The sequence below is a fragment of the Mangrovivirga cuniculi genome, from assembly GCF_005166025.1.
Classification (GTDB): domain Bacteria; phylum Bacteroidota; class Bacteroidia; order Cytophagales; family Cyclobacteriaceae; genus Mangrovivirga; species Mangrovivirga cuniculi.
Genome location: NZ_CP028923.1, coordinates 3,677,018 through 3,695,732, shown reverse-complemented (window position 1 = coordinate 3,695,732; position 18,715 = coordinate 3,677,018). Strand labels below are relative to the sequence as shown.

Sequence of the window (18,715 nt, the reverse complement as noted above, 5' to 3'; positions counted from 1 at the left end):
TCTTAAAAAGAGTGATAGTTTATTTCGGATCGTAAGCCCATTTAATATAGACCGATCCCCAAGTGAAACCACCACCAAATGCAGCTAATATAATATTGTCACCTTTTTTTAATTGGTTTTCATAATCCCAAAGGCAAAGAGGGATCGTTCCACTGGTTGTATTGCCGTAACGCATGATGTTAAGCATTACTTTGTCCTCACCTACACCCATTCGGTTGGCGGTAGCATCAATGATTCTTTTGTTAGCCTGGTGAGGGACCAGCCATCTTACGTCATCACTGGTAAGGTCGTTTTTTTCCATGATCTCTGCAGCTACGTCAGCCATGTTAGTCACAGCAAATTTAAATACTGCTGATCCTTCCTGGTAAACATAGTGTTCTCCGGCTGCAAGAGTTTCCTGAGATGCAGGTCTTCGGCTACCTCCGGCTTTCATGTGCAGGTATTGTTCACCTGAACCGTCAACTTTTAGTATGCTGTCCTGGATTCCAAAACCGTCCTCATTAGGTTCAAGCATTACAGCTCCACCACCATCACCGAAGATAATGCAGGTAGTTCTGTCTTTGTAATCAATGATCGATGACATTTTATCTGCCCCGACAACGATTACCTTTTTTGCTTTTCCTGTTTCGATAAACTGGCTGCCTGTAACTAGTGCATTCAGAAAACCTGAGCAGGCTGCCTGAACATCGTAGCCATAAGCATTTTTAGCTCCTACGCCATTGGCAATGATATTTGCCGTAGCAGGAAATAGCATGTCTGGTGTGGTCGTTGCACACAAGATCATATCTATTTCTTCAGGAGAGGTGCCTGTTTTTTCCAGAAGACCTTTTACTGCATTGATACCGATAACAGATGTGCCCTGATCCTTGCCCTTCAGAATCCTTCTCTCTTTAATACCGGTACGGGTAGTGATCCACTCATCTGTCGTGTCCACCATTTTTTCAAGTTCCTTATTATCTAAGACATAGTCAGGAACCCAACCCTGTACACCTGTTATAGCTGCTTGTACTTTTGTCATTATAATATTTTGTTATAGCCGAAAAAGCGGCTGTCTTAAATTCGATTGCCTGCCGACAAATTTAAGACTGCATTTAATATAAAAAAACCTCACTTAAAATTAATTAAGCGAGGTTGCGCTTTTTTTACTTAAATATCTAAGCTAAAACTTCTTTTTCTAATACTACTTTACCTTTATAATACAATTTCCCCTCATGCCAGTAAGCTCTGTGAGGCATGTGATGTTCTCCTGTCACTTTACACTCTACCAACGTTTTTGGAGTAGATTTGTAATGTGTTCTTCTTTTGTCTCTTCTGGTCTTCGACGTTTTTCTCTTAGGATGCGCCATCTTTCTTGTATATTATCTTTTAATTATAATTAGAAAAACTCATTCCGTAATTAAGCCTTACCAATTTTGCGTTTGCAAACTAAATCAATTGAATCTTTATATTCAAGTGATGTTCAAATAATTGTCATTCAGGTAATCGAATTAATCAGGCTGAAATGCTTATTGTTTCTCACGTGCTGGTTTTTGGTTACAGTATTGATAACGTATTTAGCTCGCTGAACATCAGTGTGATATTTTTTAATATGCTCATAGCCATTTTTTGCTATTCGCTCTCTTTCTTTTTCATTTTCAAGGTAATAATCAATCAGATAAGTCAAGTCAGAAAGGTCTGGTTTGCAATAAATGATGTTTTCACCATGAGTGAATGAGTTAGGAATGTTGATCTCCGGTTCCTGGCTGATCATAAATGTATTCAGGGCCGGTGTTTCCCAGAAACGCATCGTATCCCAGCCGTTTCCTCTGAAATTTAAAACGATTTTACATGAAGCTATTTCTTCGAGGTAGTAATCACCTTTTCTTTGATATTTATGAAATTGTTGATTTTTGATAGTTCCGTTTTCCCTGCAATCGTATTTGTCGTTTAATAATTCAAGAGCCCTGGTTCTGATTGGGGCAGATTCAACAGCCCAGAATGATACATCATACTTGTAATCTTTTTCCAGGTCTACTCCCTTTAATACATCGAAATTAAAACAAAACGGTAGTGGAAAGACGTTGGTCAAAGCTTGATGCTCAGGGAGGTATTCGCGCTTAAAAATAAAATCAAAAGGTCTTATTTCAGTTAGTTTATCATATAACTGACCGACACCCCGTCTATAGAAATCTCCTCCAATATCGATTCTGTCACCACCATCGATAAATATCACCTTTGTTTTTGCCGGAATTTCATCGATCACCTGTTGATACTCCCTCAGAGTTTCAGGTTTTGCTGAGGCCACTATGACAAGGTCTGCTTCTTTTATAGAAAACCGGGGGATTAAGGACCTGAAAATGTTGTTTTTCTGATACCCCAGGTTTTTGGGATAATCTCTTACCGGAAGAATATAACTTTTATTTATTGGGGACACCCTGATATTACTGGTGCCATAAACTTTACATAATCCGCTGTAAAGCAGATCTTGCATATAATCAAACCGTGGACTGGTGATATAAAATATCTTCATTAATTCTCCTCTCCCTGCAATTCAAAATCATATTTTAATTATTAGAAAAAGCGGTGTTAGCACTTAATCCAATAAAGCTTGCAAGGATAATTCAGTCAGGCTTACCGAACCAATTTATAAGGCGCAGAATTGGCCTTAACATTACAGACATTGGGATAACCCCTGAATCGTTGAGATATTAGGATTCGAATTTATGACAATTTTCAGATCCTTTTGAAGAATGATGTAATAAACTTTTGATCTGATAATGGAGCGGGGTGGAACTTGATTAAAATAAAAAACCCCGTCTGGAATTTTCAGACGAGGTTTAATCTTTTTATCAGAGAAGATTATGCTAAAACTTCTTTCTCTAAAACTACTTTACCTTTGTAGTAAAGTTTGCCTTCGTGCCAGTAAGCTCTGTGAGGCATGTGGTGCTCGCCAGTTACTTTGCACTCAACTAGAGTTTTTGGAGTAGATTTATAATGAGTTCTTCTCTTATCTCTTCTCGTTTTCGACGTTTTTCTCTTAGGATGTGCCATTTTAATCTATTTTTAAAGCCTTATTTCTAATCTATTTATTTTTTAATCCTTTTAATTTTTCCCATCTCGGATCGATCACCTCATCATCATCGGGAGAATCATCTCCGTCATCATCTCCACCGAAAGTGTACCAGTTTTCCTCATCGTCATCATCATCCTTATATCGTGGATGAAGCTTTTTCATTGGGATCGATACCCTTATCAATTCAAACATCAGCGGTCCGAAATCGATCTCGTCTGTATCGCGTTCTATAAGAAATAAGTTGTCGTCCAATTCTTCATTGTGATCGCCAAACTTAAATATTATGCGCTCTTTCAGATCAACCGGATAATCAAACTCATCCAGCGAACGATCGCAAACTAAACCAATAGTGCCATCAAATTCAAATGTTGCATTGATCATCGTTTCTGACTTATCAACAGTCAGTTTCGTTTTGATGTCTGCATCAGTTGCTTCATCATATTCATGTTCTTCCAGAAACTCCTTGTCCAGGTGATAGTCAAACTCGTGCTCACCTGCCTTAAGTCGTTGGATATTAACGATATGTTCAGCTTTCTTAGACACTACCTGTTTAATTAAGGTCGCAAATTTAGCAATAATTATTTATTTGACGAATTTTTTTGGTAAAAGACTCTAACCTTTTGAAGGATTTCCCTCATTTAGTGGAGCAGATTCAAAAGTATCATACTCTTTTCTGTTCTTAACGATATCAATAGCCGTAAAGATAGCCTGCATCATCGAGGTTGGGTCAGCCTGGTTTTTTCCTACAATATCATATGCTGTGCCATGGTCCGGAGATGTCCGGATGATCGGAAGTCCCGCTGTATAATTCACACCGGTTTCAAAGGCTAATGTTTTAAATGGGATTAATCCCTGGTCGTGGTACATTGCCAGGATGGCATCGTACTTTTTGAAACTTGCAGTACCAAAAAAGCCATCTGCAGGGTACGGTCCAAACACCAGGTTGCCTTTATTTTTCACTTCTATGATAGCCGGTGAAATAATGTTTTCTTCTTCATCGCCTAACAGACCCATTTCCCCGGCATGAGGATTTAAGCCCATAACAGCAATTCTTGGCTTTTTTATACCAAAATCGTGCTTTAAACTATTGATCATCACTTCTAGCTTATCAATGATCTTTTCCTTGTTGAGCTTGCCAGCTACATCTTTAAGTGGGATATGCCCGGTCATCACCGCGACTCTCAAATCCTCACTTACCAGAAACATCAACTCGTTATTGATTCCACAACGATTTGCCAGGTATTCAGTGTGTCCCGGAAAATCAAAGTCATCCTGTTGAATGTTGTGTTTGTTGATAGGCGCAGTAACTAATGCATCGATATGTCCTTCTTTGGCATCACTGACAGCTTTTTCCAGTGCTTTAAAAGCATATTCACCACCTTCGGAAGTCGATTTACCCATATTTATCTCTACCGGATGGTCCCAGACATTTACAACATTGATCTTCTTGGGAATGAAATTATTGTCATTCTTTACGTGTGAATAGTTGAAATTATCAACGTTCATCGCTTTTCGATAAAATGAAAGCGTTTTTGTCGACCCATAGATTACAGGGGTGAATTGCTTAGTCATCCTGTTGTCAATGAGTGACTTAATGATCACCTCAGTTCCGATACCGTTAAGGTCACCGATGGTAATTCCAATTTTGGGCAGATCATCTTTACTTCCATTTTCCATTGTAAATGCGAGTTTTTCTTTGAAATTGTGGTAAATCGAATGCTAATTTAAGGGAAATCTATTATATAGATAAATATAAATCAAATTAACATCTGATATCTTGCAAAAAGTCAAACCAAAAAAGCACCTGGGGCAGCATTTTTTAAAAGACCTCAATATTGCCAGAAAGATTGCCGATTCACTTCAGAGTGGAGACAAGTACAATAAATTACTTGAGATCGGTCCAGGCACAGGGGTGCTTACGCAATTTCTTTTTGAAAAAGATGAGTTTGACGTATGGTGTTTTGATGTTGATAAGGAGTCGGTAGAATACCTTCATGAAAAGTATCCGGAAAAAAAAGGCCAGGTTTTACTGGCTGATTTCCTGAGAAAAGACCTTTCGTTTTTCGAAGAACCGTTCGGAATTATAGGTAATTTTCCTTATAATATTTCTTCGCAAATTTTCTTCAGGGTACTCGATTTCAGAGATAAAATTCCTGAAGTAGTCGGAATGATCCAAAAGGAAGTAGCCGATCGACTGGTGTCTCCTCCCGGTAATAAACAATACGGTATCCTAAGTGTTTTACTTCAGGCTTTTTATGACCTGGAATACTTATTTACTGTTGAGCCCGGAGTATTTGTGCCACCTCCTAAAGTACGATCGGCGGTCATCAGGTTGACCAGAAATGAAAGGCAAAGTCTTGAGTGTAATGAGAAGCTTTTTTTTCAAGTTGTAAAGCAAGGCTTTCAAAACCGGAGAAAAACATTGAGGAACGCACTTAAACCTTTAAATTTACCTCCTTCCATGAAGGAACATGAGTTTTATAGTAAGAGGGCAGAGCAGCTTTCAGTCGATGACTTTTTAAAACTAACTAAAGATCTTGAACAGCACAGAAGAGAAAATACCGTTTGAATTAAGTAACGAACTGCTTCAGCAACTTCAGGAGGCAGTAGAAGAACGCAATGGCTCCCGGGTTATAGATCTGCTGGAGGGTGCCAGTTATGTTGATATTGCCGATATTCTTTACGAGTTCAATACGGAAGATTCAAAATACATTCTCGAGCTTATTGATGATGAGACTGCTGCAGATATTATTAATGAACTTGAGGAAAGTACCAGGGTTAAATTTCTACGGGTTTTTAATGCTGAAGAGATTGCTGAATATCTTCATCACCTCGATTCGGATGATGCAGTGGATATTATTAATGAGCTGCCTAACAAAGAAAAAGATGAGGTGATCGTGCGGCTTCCTGATGAAGAAATGAGGGGGTATGTTCTCGATCTGATGCGGTACGATGAAGATTGTGCAGGTGGTCTAATGGCAAAAGAGTTGATTAAATGTAATGTCAACTGGACTGTTAATCAGTGTATCGATGAGATCAGGAGGCAGGCTGAAAATGTAGAGCGTATTTATAGCTTATACGTAGTTGATAATGATGAAAAATTTCTCGGCAGGGTATCACTTAAACGAATTATTCTTTCAAAGGATAATACCCTGATTGCTGATATATATGAACCGGAAGCTATTTCAGTAGAAACCTCGATGGATGAGGAAGAGGTAGCCGATCTGATGCGTAAATATGACCTTGATTCAGTACCGGTGATTAACGTTCTGGGCAAGCTCGTTGGAAGAATTACTATCGATGATATTGTAGATGTGATCACCGAACAGGCTGAAGAAGAAAGACAGATCATGGCCGGTATCTCCGAAGATGTGGAGGAAGACGATGGCGTCTGGATGTTATCTCGTGCCCGATTGCCATGGTTGTTGATCGGTCTCCTTGGAGGGATGATCGGTGCAAGGGTAATCAGTTATTTTGACGAACAGGTCCAGGCAGTCACTGCTTTGGCTTTTTTTATCCCGCTGATCACTGCAACAGGAGGAAATGTAGGTATTCAGTCTTCTTCGCTTGTAGTACAGTCTCTTGCCACAAGGTCTGCATTTGAAAAGGGAATGTTCACCAGGTTGATAAAAGTACTGTCAGTAGCTCTTCTCAATGGATTGGTGCTTTCTGCGATCGTATTTGGAGCTTCAGTGGTGCTTAGCATGCCTTATGATCTCGCATTTGTGATTTCAATCGCATTATTCAACGTGGTTATCCTGGCATCTTTTATGGGGACATTGACCCCGCTGATTTTAGAAAAATTTGGTGTTAATCCAGCTCTGGCCTCAGGGCCTTTTATTACCACCGCAAATGATATTCTCGGTCTGACTGTTTATTTTACCGTTGCCCATATTCTATTATAGAAATGAAAAAATGTCTGATCATTGATAAGATGCATGAGAGCATCATTACAGGACTGCAAAAATTAAAAATTGCTGTAGAATATAAACCTGATCTGACTCCGGATGAGTTACCGGAGCAGCTCGAAGGTATCAATATTCTGGTAGTCAGGTCTAAGGTCAGAATCGATCAGTCTTTGCTGATGAATGCCGATGACCTGGAGATAGTTTGCCGTGCCGGTGCAGGTATCGATAATCTGGATACCGATCTACTGGAGGAAAAAGGTATTGAGATAATTAATGCTCCCGAAGGAAACAGGGATGCGGTAGCTGAACACACACTTGCGTTGATGCTTTCACTCCTTAATTATATACCAAAATCTGATATCGAAGTACGGAAATCAATCTGGGATCGTGAGGGGAATCGTGGTTTTGAACTGAAAAACCGAACGATCGGACTGATCGGATATGGTTATATGGGCCGGGCCGTAGCAAGGAAATTGCAGCCTTTTAAGCCTGAGATCTTAGCTTATGATAAGTATTTACCTAAAATAGATGATGATTTTGCTAAAAAGGTCACTTTAGAAGAATTACAGCAAAATGCGGACGTGGTGAGTTTACATATTCCACTTACTGATGAGACAAGGAATATGGTTGATGACGATTTTTTTAATAAATTCAGGAATAAGATTTTATTTATTAATACAGCGAGAGGGGAGATATCAAATTTTAAATCGCTGGTTAATGCCTTTGAAAACAAGAAGGTTTGGGGAATGGGGTTAGATGTACTTCCTGTTGAAAAACTGGATAAGCTAACTAGTGAAGAGAAAGATCTTTTTGATAAATTAACTAAAATGCCAAACACTTTATTTACTCCTCATGTAGCTGGCTGGACATTTGAAAGTTATGAAAAGATCAGTGAGGTTATTGTTGAAAAGATAGCCCTTGTGTTGAATAAAAATTGACTTTTTGGAAAAATTTAAAAATATATTTACCCGTATTAAGCGGATCCCTGAAAATCCGATTTTAACAGCTTCATTGGTGTTACTCGGAGCTTCTCTTGTGGTGTTTCTTTTAAGTTTTGATTACTACCTGACTCATCCTGATGCTTTTAGAGAAGCTATTCTTGCTGAGGCTCACGGTATGCTGTTTGACCTAGCAATAATTGGTATTCTGCTTTATTGGTTAAATCAGAAGGGGGAGGAGCGCCAGAGAATCAAAACTTATAAAGATGAAATAGATGATTTCAGACTGTGGGAATCTGATGAAGCAGCCTTCAGGACAGTAGGTAATATCAAAAGACTAAACAGGCATAAGATTTACAATATTAACCTGGTTAATACTCACCTTGCAAGAACGAATCTGAATTACGTAATTTTAAAAGGTAGTAATTTAAATAACTCAAATCTTTCAGGGTCGAAGCTTATTGAATCTAACCTTGAAAATGCCCGGTTGAACCAGACAGATTTTGAAAATGCTAATCTTAACCAGGCAAACCTTCAGAAAGCTTATGCTTCCGGGGCAATATTTAAAGATGCTTTTATGATCAAAGCTAATTTCCGGGGAGCATTTTTAATCAAAGCAGATTTCAATAATGGGTTTTTAATGGAGTCTGATTTGAGGGAGGCCTATCTTACCGGGGCTGATTTCGCTCAGGCCAACCTTTATAAAGCAGATCTCAGAGGAGCGATTGGCCTAAATGCTGAGCAATTTAAGGAGGTGCGTTCGTTGTTCCTTGCAAAGATGGATCCTGAACTAGAAGAGCAGATCAAAGAGCTGTATCCTGAGCTACTTGGTAAATAAGAAAGGCTCTAGACTTTACTATTTTCCGTATTTTGATTATCTTTGTCTAGAGTTTGATGAAATAAAACACCAAATTCAATTTAACGGGGCTCTTTCCAGTTCCGTTATTTTTATTGTCAAAGCCGAAGAAAAAATTCAAAAAATATTTAAAGAGTTATGTCAAAAGTATCTTACTATACTAAAGAGGGTTTACAGCGTATTAAAAGTGAATTGGAACACCTTAAAACCAAAGGGAGATCAGATATTTCCAAGCAAATCGCTGAAGCCAGGGATAAGGGAGATTTGAGTGAAAATGCAGAGTATGACGCAGCTAAAGATGCTCAGGGATTGTTGGAAATGAAAATTTCACAGCTCGAGAACCTTGTTGCTAATGCCAGATTACTTGATGAAACCAAGATTGATACTTCAAAAGTGTCCTTACTTGCCAAAGTAAAACTAAAGAACAAAAAGAACGGCATGGAAGTAACGTATATGCTTGTTTCAGAAGAGGAGGCTAACCTTAAAGAAGGAAAGATTTCTGTGCAATCACCGATCGGAAAAGGTATATTAGGAAAGAAAGTCGGAGAAACTGCTATCGTAGAAGCTCCTGCAGGAAAAATAGAATTTGAAATATTAGATATCAGTATTTAATAGCATGTCATCAATATTTACAAAGATCATAAACAGAGAAATTCCCGGCCATATTGTTGCTGAGGATGATAACTATATCGCTTTTCTGGATATTCAGCCTTTGGTTCACGGGCATTTGCTGGTGGTTCCTAAAGAGGAGGTAGATTATATTTTTGATCTTGATGATGAGACATATTCGGGACTGATGCTTTTTGCTAAGAAAGTAGCTGAAGGCCTCAAAAAGGCTGTTGAGTGTAAACGAATTGGTGTTGCAGTGATCGGACTGGAAGTTCCACACGTTCACGTGCACCTGGTACCGATGAATTCAATGGGGGATATTAATTTCTCCAGGCCCAAATTAGAGCCTTCAAATGATGAGCTTGCTGAAATGGCTGAGAAGATCAAAAACGAATTGTAAAAATAAAATATTTTAAAATTAAAACCGGGTTGTATAAACAGCCCGGTTTTTTATTTGTGATAAGTTATTAGAGATTGGGTTATTAAGTTATTGATATGCTGGACTCGATTAAAAAATATAACACTCCGCAAATCCTTTGACCCTGACAAGGACTGAAAGGAAGTCGTCAAGGGGAACGCATAGAGTACACAGATCCTTAGACCCTGATATCGACGGTAGGAGATCGTCATGGGGAAAAGCTGACGCAATTATACTGCTCTTCGAGATGTTAGCGAAGCGCATCTCGAGGTTGAAATACTTTAGGATCTTAGATCCGTTACAACTGATTCGTGGAGACACGAACCAGGGCGGTAGTTTGTTAATAGGTTATTGATTATTGAGTTATTAGGAATTAAGTTAATAGAGATTGAATTATTGGTTATTAGTTAACAAAAGTCTCAACCGGTTCGCGAGGACACGACCAGGGCGTAGAAATTATAATTTGCATCATTTAATAAAATTGCTCCTGGCTCCAGCGTCTCGCTGGTGCCCTTATGATGCTGTTCAAGATGTTAGCGAAGCGCATCTGGAACTATAGATAATTTAGGATCTTAGATCCGAAAACCGGTTCGTGGAAACAAGAACCAAGACAGCAGTTAGCAGATAAGTTAATGGTTATTGGTTTTTATTTAATAAATGTGAATTGAGCATCCCTGATTAGTGTTGACCATTTTTATTTTGCTCTCCCGGGATTCTCATTAATAAATGCTTTCCATGATTTTGGAGAACTGGTCACCACTCCATCCTGGTAATGATGACATAAGGCCACGCCTAAAGCATCAGTCGCATCGAGAAGTTTTTCGGTATGATCAAATTTTAATAATTGTTGAAGCATTGAGGCTACTTGTTCCTTGGAAGCATTTCCATTTCCGGTTACCGATTGTTTGATTTTCTTTGGTGAATACTCAAAAATCGGAATATCCCGGTTTAACGCTGCAGCCATAGCAACACCCTGGGCACGGCCAAGTTTTAACATTGACTGAACATTCTTTCCATAAAAAGGAGCCTCGAGAGCGACTTCGTCAGGTAAGTAATCATCAATCAGAGATGTGATCCGGTCAAAAATCTTTTTTAATTTCAATTCGTGACTTGAATATTTCTTTAAATGGATAACACCATATTGAATTAATCGGATTTGTGTATTTTTAACTTCGATTAGTCCGTATCCCATTACCTGGGTACCCGGATCGAGACCAAGGATAATACTTTCCTTTTTAGGATTTGTATTGATTTTTACCATTACTGCAAGATAAACATTCTTATGAGCTTTACCTTTTTGAAATCAAGGCAATTCAATCAGGCACTAAATATTATTTCTTTAGTAGCTCTGATTGCAGCGGCTTATTTTAAAATTGCTGAGACTTCAATAAGCTCCTTTACATTTCAACTTGCAGGTGTTTCCTATATCTTTTTATTACTGGTATTGTCACCAATTACCTGGGGAATAGAAGCCATTAGATTGCGTGCCGCTCTGAATATTGATTTTTCTACCGCATGGAAGAGTACATTAAATGGTTTGCTGTTTCGTTTTATGTTAGCCTCACCGGGAGAAATAATTGGGAGACAACGTTATTTGCCTTCTGCAATAAAAGCTAAAGCCAATGTTGCCGCCTGGACGACACTTAAATTAAGTGCCGGAATAGTTTCCTCCCTGTTTGGTGTTTGTTCCTTATTTTTTATTGGAATCAATAAATATCCAGTCTTGTTTAATAATTGGTGGATTATAATAATTTCCGGTATTTTAATCTCCACAGGAATCATTTTCTTTATCAGGAAATTAGATAAAGATATATTTTCATTTCCCATGATTTTGAAAATTTCTTCTTTTCATGCGATTCGGTTTTTATTGATCCTATTTCAATTTGTATTAGCATTTAAAGCCTTGGGATTACCTCATAGTAATTTAGAGATAATTACCGGAATGAGTTTAGTTCTTTTTCTGAGATCAATTATTCCTGTTTTTCACTGGATTGGTGAGGTAGGAGTAAGAGAAATCAGTGCTTTATATATATTTGATGCTGTTTCTAATGAAGTGATATTGATTACTACAGCAGTGTTTATAGTCTGGTTTTCCAATAATGTAATGACTTCCTTATGCTTCTGGATACATAAAAACAGGGAGGTTGTATGGAAATGATAATTTATTTCATCACTCTTGGGATAGTATCATTGTATTCCTTTTCCCTTATCAGGTCCTTAAAATATATTAACCACGTAAAAAAAGAGAAAAAATCTTCATTTGATGCCCCTCTAACATTGATTATTCCCTTCAGAAATGAAGAAAAAAACCTTCCTGAACTATTAAACTGTATTGATCATTTAGAGACTGATTCACTTAACTTTAAAGTATTATTGATCAACGATCATTCTGATGATGAGAGTTATAACATAGTATCCAACTGGGTTGGAAAGACAGATGTTGATGCAGAGTTATTAAATTTAAAATCAGGATTCGGAAAGAAAGAAGCAGTAAGAAATGCTGTTAATTATAGTGAACAAGGAACAGTGATTATCACCACGGATGCGGATTGTACATTTGGACCGAATTGGTTGGGTAGCATGGCTAGTAAATTTGTCGAACAAGAAAATCTAAAGCTAATAGTCGGACCGGTATGGATGAACCAGCGAGGGGGAATTCTTGAAGATTTTCAGACTTATGAATTCGCAGCATTACAAGGTGTAACAATGTCAACATTAGGTGATGGGAACCCGATTATGTGCAATGCTGCAAATTTGATGTTCGAAAAGAGTGTTTATTTATCAGCTCTTGAAGAAGGTATGAAAATGGAGCTGGCTAGTGGGGATGATATATTTTTAATGCAATATATCTACGAAAAATATGGAGCTGGTGCTATTGAATATAATTATGATCGCGATTCAATAGTAAAAACTGATCCTTTAAATGATTTAAAACAATTTTATCATCAGAGAATACGCTGGGCAGGAAAATGGAAAACAGGTAAACAGCCAATCGGAGTAAGAATAAGCGGGGGAATTATCTTTCTGATGTATGTTCTTGTGTTAATCAGTTTAATATTAATAGCGTTAAATTTTGTCTTTTATAATTCACTTATTGTACTTTTGTCACTGATGGTTAAAACGATTTGCGAGGTAGTGTTTTTAAAGCGAGTCTTTTCATTCTTCGGAAAATCGTTTTACTTTTCAAGAATACTTTTACTGGCGGTGTTTTATCCGCTGTATTCAGTTTTTTTTGGTATGCTATCCTTGTTTAAAGGATTTAGCTGGAAGGATAGAAAAGCTGATAATTCCGGAGTTTGGGAAATGGGAAATCCGGAATTTTCTAATTTAGACAGGAAATGACAGAAAATCATAATTCACATCATTCACCATACTATTATGCCTATTTAAACCTGAAGTCAAATGGTTTGGCAATGTTTGGTGTTGTGATAATAATTGTTGCAGTTTTAATCACCGTATTGGGCTACCTGATAATTCCGGATAATACGCCGCAGACTAATCAGGGTTCACCGCAGATTAAAAAGCAATTACCTTTTTTTACAGTTGATATTCTCCATATCCATAAGAACCATAAAGTTGATGAAGCAGGATTTTTGGAAGCTCTTTATCAGGGGCAGGAAAGTGAATATCGCATAGTACCTCTTCAGGATTACCGAATTGAAGGTGATGAAATAGTGGTTACGCCTTACGGAGATTCCATGCAGGAGTCAAGATTTTCATTGGTAAATGTAATAGCACCTGTGTTTGTAGGCGATAGTGATAAACTTCCCGGAGAATCAAATGTTGATTATTCAACTAATCCGATCACGTATGTGAATATTAATAATGAGATCAAAACCATTTCAAGATCAGAGCTGATCTCTACTATCGAAGACGAACTGATAGAATCAAGAACATATTGGCTCGGTACAGATTCATCCGGCAGAGATATGCTTTCAAGATTATTATATGGAACGCGAATTTCGCTAGGTATTGGTTTTCTTGCTGTATTGATATCTCTTACTCTGGGTGTTTTTCTTGGAGCAATAGCCGGATACTTTGGAGGTAAAATAGATAGTTTTATTGTCTGGATGTTCTCAGTGATTTGGTCTATACCTGGTATTATGCTGGTTATTGCCATAAGTATGGGACTTCAGAATAAGGGTGTAATGGTTGCTTTTCTTGCTGTAGGTCTTACTATGTGGGTCGAAGTAGCGAGGGTTGTAAGAGGACAATTTAAAGTATTGAAAGAAAAACAGTTTGTAGAAGCCGCACAAGCATTTGGATATAAGAACAGAAGGATCATCTTTAAACATATTTTACCTAACTTAGTCGGGTCACTGGTTGTGTTGGCAACTTCTAACTTTGCTGCTGCAATTATTCTGGAAGCAGGACTTAGCTTTCTTGGACTGAGTGTACAACCGCCAACACCATCATGGGGTATTATGATCAGTGAGGGCTTTGACTCAATAGGTACTCCAAACTCATGGCATCTGATCGTATTGCCTGGTATAGCGATTTCTTTGCTTGTATTGGCATTTAATTTATTAGGTAACGGACTTAGAGATGCGCTTGATCCTAAGTCGCTGTTAAAATGATCTTATGGATGATCTCGAAAAATTAAAAAGCGAATTTGACCTTAAAGAACTTCAGTTACAGGCCTTGCTCGAGGTAACGCAGGCGATAAATGAAAACCTGCCTGAAAAATCCCTGTATAAAATATTTGAATTTACTTTAAGAGTTAATCTGAGATTTTCCGGGTTAGCTCTTTTTGTTAATGAATATAATTGGAATCTTAAATCTTCCTTTGGAATTAAAAACCCTGACCTGGAATCAGAACCGCCAATACACCATGTGAATTTAGTGGCGCCTACCTTTGTTAATGGAGTCGAGAATCCATTTTTCGATCAGTTTAACTGGGTGATTCCTGTTCGGCATAAAGAAAATTTACTTGCACTTTTATATATACGAGATTCAACGATTGCCGGTGAAGGTGATGTGAGTGAGGGTGTTTTTAGTTTTACCCAGACACTCGCTAATTTGTTACTGGTGGCAATTGAAAATAAAAAACTGGCCAGGAAAGAATTGAAACGACAGGCAATGAAAAGGGAACTGGAAATTGCCAGGGATGTTCAACACTACCTCTTCCCCGATGAACTAAGGCATGATGATAAAGTTATTATGAATGCTTTTTATCTCCCTCATCAAAATGTTGGAGGTGATTATTATGATTACATTCCTACTGTTAATGATCATCAGTTTATTTTCTGTATTGCAGATGTGAGTGGAAAAGGAGTCCCTGCAGCTTTGTTGATGTCGAATTTCCAGGCTGCATTAAGAACTTTGGTCAGAAGAACAACAGACCTTGAAGAAATTGTTAATGACCTTAATTTACATATTTTCCAGAGCGCTAACGGACAGAACTTTATTACTTTTTTTATTGGATTAGTAGATCTTGAAAAAGACAATTTGGTTTATGTAAACTGTGGTCATAACCCCCTATGATTTTAAAGAATAAGAAAGTTTCTTATCTGGATAAAGGTACAACCCTTTTAGGAGCCTTTGAAGAACTTCCTTTTTTAAACCATGGAATAATTGAAGGGATAAAAGAAAGTTATTTATTTACCTATACCGACGGATTGGTCGAAGCCCGGAATAATAATGATGAAGAAATGGGCATCGAACGGGTTAGTGAAATTGTATCGGATAATATCAAGTACACTCCGGATGTGGTACATGGTGTGTTAATGAATAATCTTGATCGGTTTAGGGAAAATCAACGCTTTCCTGATGATATTACCTTACTGAGTATTAAGTTTAATAAATAATGGCAGTGTTTCTGCATCATACTCCGAAATGGATGAGGAAGGTCTATCCCGGGTGTATTTGGCAGGTAGATACAGATAATAAAGATATTTATCTCACTTTCGATGATGGTCCAATTCCCGAAGTAACTCCATGGGTTGTGGATTTACTCGAAAAATATCATATAAAAGCCACTTTTTTTCTTGTTGGTGATAATGTCAGAAAACATCCTGAAGTGTTTAGATTATTAATTGATAATGGACACTTAGTCGCAAATCACACTTTTCACCATAAAAATGGGTTTCAGTTGACAGACGAAGAGTATTATAAAGATATTCAACTTTGTAAGGAGGAAATGGTGAAGAATGGATATGATGATAATCTACTCTTCAGACCCCCTCATGGTAGAATTAAACCCAGGCAAATAAAAGAAATTTCGTCTAAAGGATATGATTTGGTTCTGTGGTCGCTTTTAAGTGGGGACTTTTCGCCTTCGTTAAATTCTGATGTCATATTAAAAAAACTAAAAAAGCATCTTCAGCCGGGGACTATAGCCGTATTTCATGATTCATTAAAAGCAGAGGCTTTAATGAAGTCTACTTTGGAGCCATTCATTAAATATTGTATTTCAGAGGGATTTCAGTTTAAATTATTAAAGTCTGTCAGATGATCTATTTTGTAATTACAGTACTAACGATTGACTTTATTCTCTGGTATATATTTCTCTATCTGAGATCCAAAAAGCAAAAAACGGATGAGGAGGTACTGCCATTTTGTTCAGTATTGATAATGGCCAGAAATGAAGAAGATCATATTTCTTCATGCATTGACTCCTTGTTAAGCCAGGCTTACCCAAGGGATAAATTTGAAATCCTGGTTTGTGATGACAATAGTACCGATAAAACAGCTGAAATTTTACAGCGATATGAGGAAAATGAGAATGTAAGGGTGTTTGGTGGTGATTATCCAACTATTGAGCATTTAAATAATAAAGCACAGGGATTAAATTATCTGGCTAACCAGGCAAGGGGAGAAGTTTTTTTATTTACTGATGCTGATTGCATTATGAATGCCGGATGGTTAAAAAATATGGCAGCCAGGGTAGTTAAGCACAATGAGATAGTTATTGCTCCTACTGTGCCTGTGGTCAGTTCTTTTTTAAGTGCTTTACAAAGAGTGGACTGGGTTATGGCTTTGGGAAGGGTAGTTTCTGTTCAGGGAATCGGTGTCCCGGTAACCGGAAATGGAAACAACATGGCGATGCCAGCTAAGGCGTATAAAGAAAGCGGAGGGTATGAGGCTACTCACCGTTCACATACAGAAGATGCTGCCATTTTTTACCTGGTAAGAAAAAAAACAGGTATTAGAGCCGGAGTGGTTGCTAATAATCAGGTTATTGCACGCACCCAACCTAAATTAAGATGGGATGAACTGGTAAGTCAGCGATTGCGATGGTGGCTCGGAGGTGTTTCAGAAGCACCGGGATGGTTGATCTTTTACCTGGCTGAAGCTTTATGGATTTTAATTTTCATCACTCTTTTAATTTCCGGATTTGGTGTTTCAGCATTTGCCTGGTTAACCGGAAGAATTGTACTCAAGATGTTATATAATTGTAGTTTACCGTTTTCATTTAAAAAAATTGCATTTTTCTATTATATTTCAGCGGTGATATTGTTTGAATTCTATTCATTTATCTTGAATTTTACGGTTCTTGTAAAATGGGGGGTAGGTAAAAGCCCTGAATGGAAAGGAAGAGAAGTTAGATCATGATCGATACACACGCGCATTTGTACGGTAAGAAGTTTGAAGGTGACCTTGATGAAACAATTGAGAGGGCTAAATCAGCCGGAATCACTAAAATACTGCTTCCTAACATTGATGAGTCAAGTGTTGATGAAATGCTTGAGGTGGTCGAAAAGAATCCTGGTTTTTGTTATGCAATGATGGGTATCCATCCGTGTTCTGTAAATAAAGAATGGGAGAAACAAGTTGAATTTGTAGCAGATTGGTTAAAAAAAGATGACAGATTCATAGCAGTTGGTGAAATTGGCACGGACTTATATTGGGATAAATCGCTATTTGAAGAACAAAAGCAAGCCTTGATTGGGCAGATAGCCCTTGCTGCAGAGTACGATCTTCCGATAGTATTGCACTGCAGAGATTCTATTGATGAGACAATAGAGATAGTAGCAGAACAAAAAAATAAATATCCTTCATTAAAAGGGATCTTTCACTGCTTCACAGGAGATCAGGATCAATATAATAAGATTATTGATCTGGATTTTCTCGTTGGTCTGGGAGGTGTAGCTACTTTTAAAAACGGAGGGATGGACAAGGTAATACCGGATATGGATCCTTCTAAAATAGTTTTGGAAACTGATTCTCCATATCTAGCCCCTGTGCCATACCGCGGTAAAAGAAATGAGCCGGCATATACAGAATATGTAGCAGAAAAAGTTGCTGAATATTTGGATATACCTCTGATCAAATTGAAAAAAATCACAGCAGATAATGCTGAAAAACTATTTGAACTGAAGTGATGAACTATAAAATAGTAAATATAAATACAGCATTGCCGCAACCACCCATTGCCAACCTGTTAATTATTTATACAGGAGGAACCCTTGGGATGGAAAAGGATGCTGATGGTTCATTGTCTCCATTCAATTTTGGCAAGATCTTCGAGAAATTACCTGACATTCGAAATTACAACTTAAAGTTAACGGTAATTTCATTTCCTAAGCCGATAGATTCATCAGATGTTTCACCAACGCACTGGCAGGACATCGGATACATTATCGATGAAAATTACGAGCAATATGATGGCTTCGTTGTAATACATGGTACGGATACCATGGCGTATTCAGCATCGGCATTAAGTTTTATGTTAGACGGACTGAATAAGCCGGTTATTTTTACCGGATCACAATTACCGATAGGGGTGATGAGGTCTGACGCGAGGGAGAATTTCCTTACCAGTCTGGAAATGGCCTCTGCAAAAGATGAGAATGGCAATCCATTGATCACCGAAGTTTGTATACTCTTTAATTCAATATTGATCAGGGGAAACAGATCAAAAAGATAAGAAGTTCTCAGTTTGGAGCATTTAAATCGGAAAATTATCCGAAGCTAGCCCAGGCGGGAATTACG

Annotated in this window: 20 protein-coding genes and 1 pseudogene; 14 read left to right on the top strand and 7 right to left on the bottom strand. The window is 37.8% G+C overall.

Annotation, left to right across the window (positions count from 1 at the left end; genetic code table 11):
• Positions 1-19: 19 nt before the first annotated feature.
• From DCC35_RS16300 to pdxA, 6 genes are all read right to left on the bottom strand, one after another.
• Entirely contained in the window at positions 20-1,018 is a 999-nt protein-coding gene (locus DCC35_RS16300) for a beta-ketoacyl-ACP synthase III (RefSeq protein WP_137091812.1), read from the bottom strand.
• Between the two features lie 136 nt (positions 1,019-1,154).
• Entirely contained in the window at positions 1,155-1,346 is a 192-nt protein-coding gene (rpmF, locus tag DCC35_RS16295; protein WP_137091810.1) for a 50S ribosomal protein L32, read from the bottom strand.
• Between the two features lie 128 nt (positions 1,347-1,474).
• On the bottom strand, positions 1,475-2,509 hold the full coding sequence (locus DCC35_RS16290) for a glycosyltransferase family protein (RefSeq protein ID WP_137091811.1): 1,035 nt from the start codon (positions 2,507-2,509) through the stop codon (positions 1,475-1,477).
• 329 nt (positions 2,510-2,838) lie between these two features.
• Positions 2,839-3,030, bottom strand: coding sequence for a 50S ribosomal protein L32 (rpmF, locus tag DCC35_RS16285; RefSeq protein ID WP_137091810.1), 192 nt, complete (start codon positions 3,028-3,030; stop codon positions 2,839-2,841).
• Between the two features lie 31 nt (positions 3,031-3,061).
• Positions 3,062-3,595, bottom strand: a complete 534-nt coding sequence (locus DCC35_RS16280) for a YceD family protein (RefSeq protein WP_137091809.1) — start codon at positions 3,593-3,595, stop codon at positions 3,062-3,064.
• A 69-nt stretch (positions 3,596-3,664) separates the two neighbouring features.
• Complete coding sequence (gene pdxA / locus DCC35_RS16275; RefSeq protein ID WP_137091808.1) at positions 3,665-4,729, bottom strand: 4-hydroxythreonine-4-phosphate dehydrogenase PdxA; 1,065 nt, start codon at positions 4,727-4,729, stop codon at positions 3,665-3,667.
• Positions 4,730-4,829: 100 nt separating this feature from the next.
• Here pdxA and rsmA point away from each other — a divergent pair, with 100 nt between their 5' ends.
• The 6 genes from rsmA (at position 4,830) to DCC35_RS16245 (ending at position 9,763) form a co-directional block, all read left to right on the top strand.
• Positions 4,830-5,621: a 16S rRNA (adenine(1518)-N(6)/adenine(1519)-N(6))-dimethyltransferase RsmA gene (gene rsmA / locus DCC35_RS16270; protein WP_137091807.1), complete on the top strand. Its 792-nt coding sequence runs from the start codon at positions 4,830-4,832 to the stop codon at positions 5,619-5,621.
• Positions 5,590-6,957 (top strand): magnesium transporter, encoded by a 1,368-nt coding sequence (gene mgtE / locus DCC35_RS16265; RefSeq protein ID WP_246070052.1) that lies wholly within the window; start codon positions 5,590-5,592, stop codon positions 6,955-6,957. Before rsmA ends, mgtE begins: the two co-directional genes overlap by 32 nt.
• 2 nt (positions 6,958-6,959) lie before the next feature.
• Positions 6,960-7,898, top strand: a complete 939-nt coding sequence (locus DCC35_RS16260) for an NAD(P)-dependent oxidoreductase (RefSeq protein WP_246070050.1) — start codon at positions 6,960-6,962, stop codon at positions 7,896-7,898.
• Positions 7,899-7,902: 4 nt separating this feature from the next.
• Complete coding sequence (locus DCC35_RS16255; RefSeq protein ID WP_246070048.1) at positions 7,903-8,736, top strand: pentapeptide repeat-containing protein; 834 nt, start codon at positions 7,903-7,905, stop codon at positions 8,734-8,736.
• A 156-nt stretch (positions 8,737-8,892) separates the two neighbouring features.
• Entirely contained in the window at positions 8,893-9,366 is a 474-nt protein-coding gene (gene greA / locus DCC35_RS16250) for a transcription elongation factor GreA (RefSeq protein WP_137091805.1), read from the top strand.
• A gap of 4 nt (positions 9,367-9,370) precedes the next feature.
• Positions 9,371-9,763 (top strand): HIT family protein, encoded by a 393-nt coding sequence (locus DCC35_RS16245; RefSeq protein WP_137091804.1) that lies wholly within the window; start codon positions 9,371-9,373, stop codon positions 9,761-9,763.
• A gap of 712 nt (positions 9,764-10,475) precedes the next feature.
• Here the strand turns inward: DCC35_RS16245 and ruvC are convergent.
• Complete coding sequence (gene ruvC / locus DCC35_RS16240; protein ID WP_137091803.1) at positions 10,476-11,042, bottom strand: crossover junction endodeoxyribonuclease RuvC; 567 nt, start codon at positions 11,040-11,042, stop codon at positions 10,476-10,478.
• A 21-nt stretch (positions 11,043-11,063) separates the two neighbouring features.
• Between ruvC and DCC35_RS16235 the strand changes: the two genes are divergently transcribed.
• The 8 genes and pseudogenes from DCC35_RS16235 (at position 11,064) to DCC35_RS21890 (ending at position 18,650) form a co-directional block, all read left to right on the top strand.
• Positions 11,064-11,939: a hypothetical protein gene (locus tag DCC35_RS16235; protein ID WP_137091802.1), complete on the top strand. Its 876-nt coding sequence runs from the start codon at positions 11,064-11,066 to the stop codon at positions 11,937-11,939.
• Positions 11,930-13,123, top strand: a complete 1,194-nt coding sequence (locus DCC35_RS16230; protein WP_137091801.1) for a glycosyltransferase — start codon at positions 11,930-11,932, stop codon at positions 13,121-13,123. The genes DCC35_RS16235 and DCC35_RS16230 overlap by 10 nt, the downstream gene beginning before the upstream one ends.
• Positions 13,120-14,358 carry an ABC transporter permease gene (locus DCC35_RS16225; protein WP_137091800.1) on the top strand — a complete coding sequence of 413 codons (1,239 nt, stop codon included), beginning with the start codon at positions 13,120-13,122 and terminating at the stop codon, positions 14,356-14,358. Before DCC35_RS16230 ends, DCC35_RS16225 begins: the two co-directional genes overlap by 4 nt.
• Before the next feature lie 4 nt (positions 14,359-14,362).
• Positions 14,363-15,588: pseudogene (locus tag DCC35_RS21605) on the top strand (PP2C family protein-serine/threonine phosphatase).
• Positions 15,588-16,235 (top strand): polysaccharide deacetylase family protein, encoded by a 648-nt coding sequence (locus tag DCC35_RS16210; RefSeq protein WP_217495863.1) that lies wholly within the window; start codon positions 15,588-15,590, stop codon positions 16,233-16,235. Before DCC35_RS21605 ends, DCC35_RS16210 begins: the two are co-directional and overlap by 1 nt.
• Complete coding sequence (locus tag DCC35_RS16205; protein WP_137091797.1) at positions 16,232-17,335, top strand: glycosyltransferase; 1,104 nt, start codon at positions 16,232-16,234, stop codon at positions 17,333-17,335. Before DCC35_RS16210 ends, DCC35_RS16205 begins: the two co-directional genes overlap by 4 nt.
• On the top strand, positions 17,332-18,105 hold the full coding sequence (locus tag DCC35_RS16200; protein ID WP_137091796.1) for a TatD family hydrolase: 774 nt from the start codon (positions 17,332-17,334) through the stop codon (positions 18,103-18,105). Before DCC35_RS16205 ends, DCC35_RS16200 begins: the two co-directional genes overlap by 4 nt.
• Positions 18,105-18,650 (top strand): asparaginase, encoded by a 546-nt coding sequence (locus DCC35_RS21890; protein WP_317128952.1) that lies wholly within the window; start codon positions 18,105-18,107, stop codon positions 18,648-18,650. The genes DCC35_RS16200 and DCC35_RS21890 overlap by 1 nt, the downstream gene beginning before the upstream one ends.
• Positions 18,651-18,715: the final 65 nt, after the last annotated feature.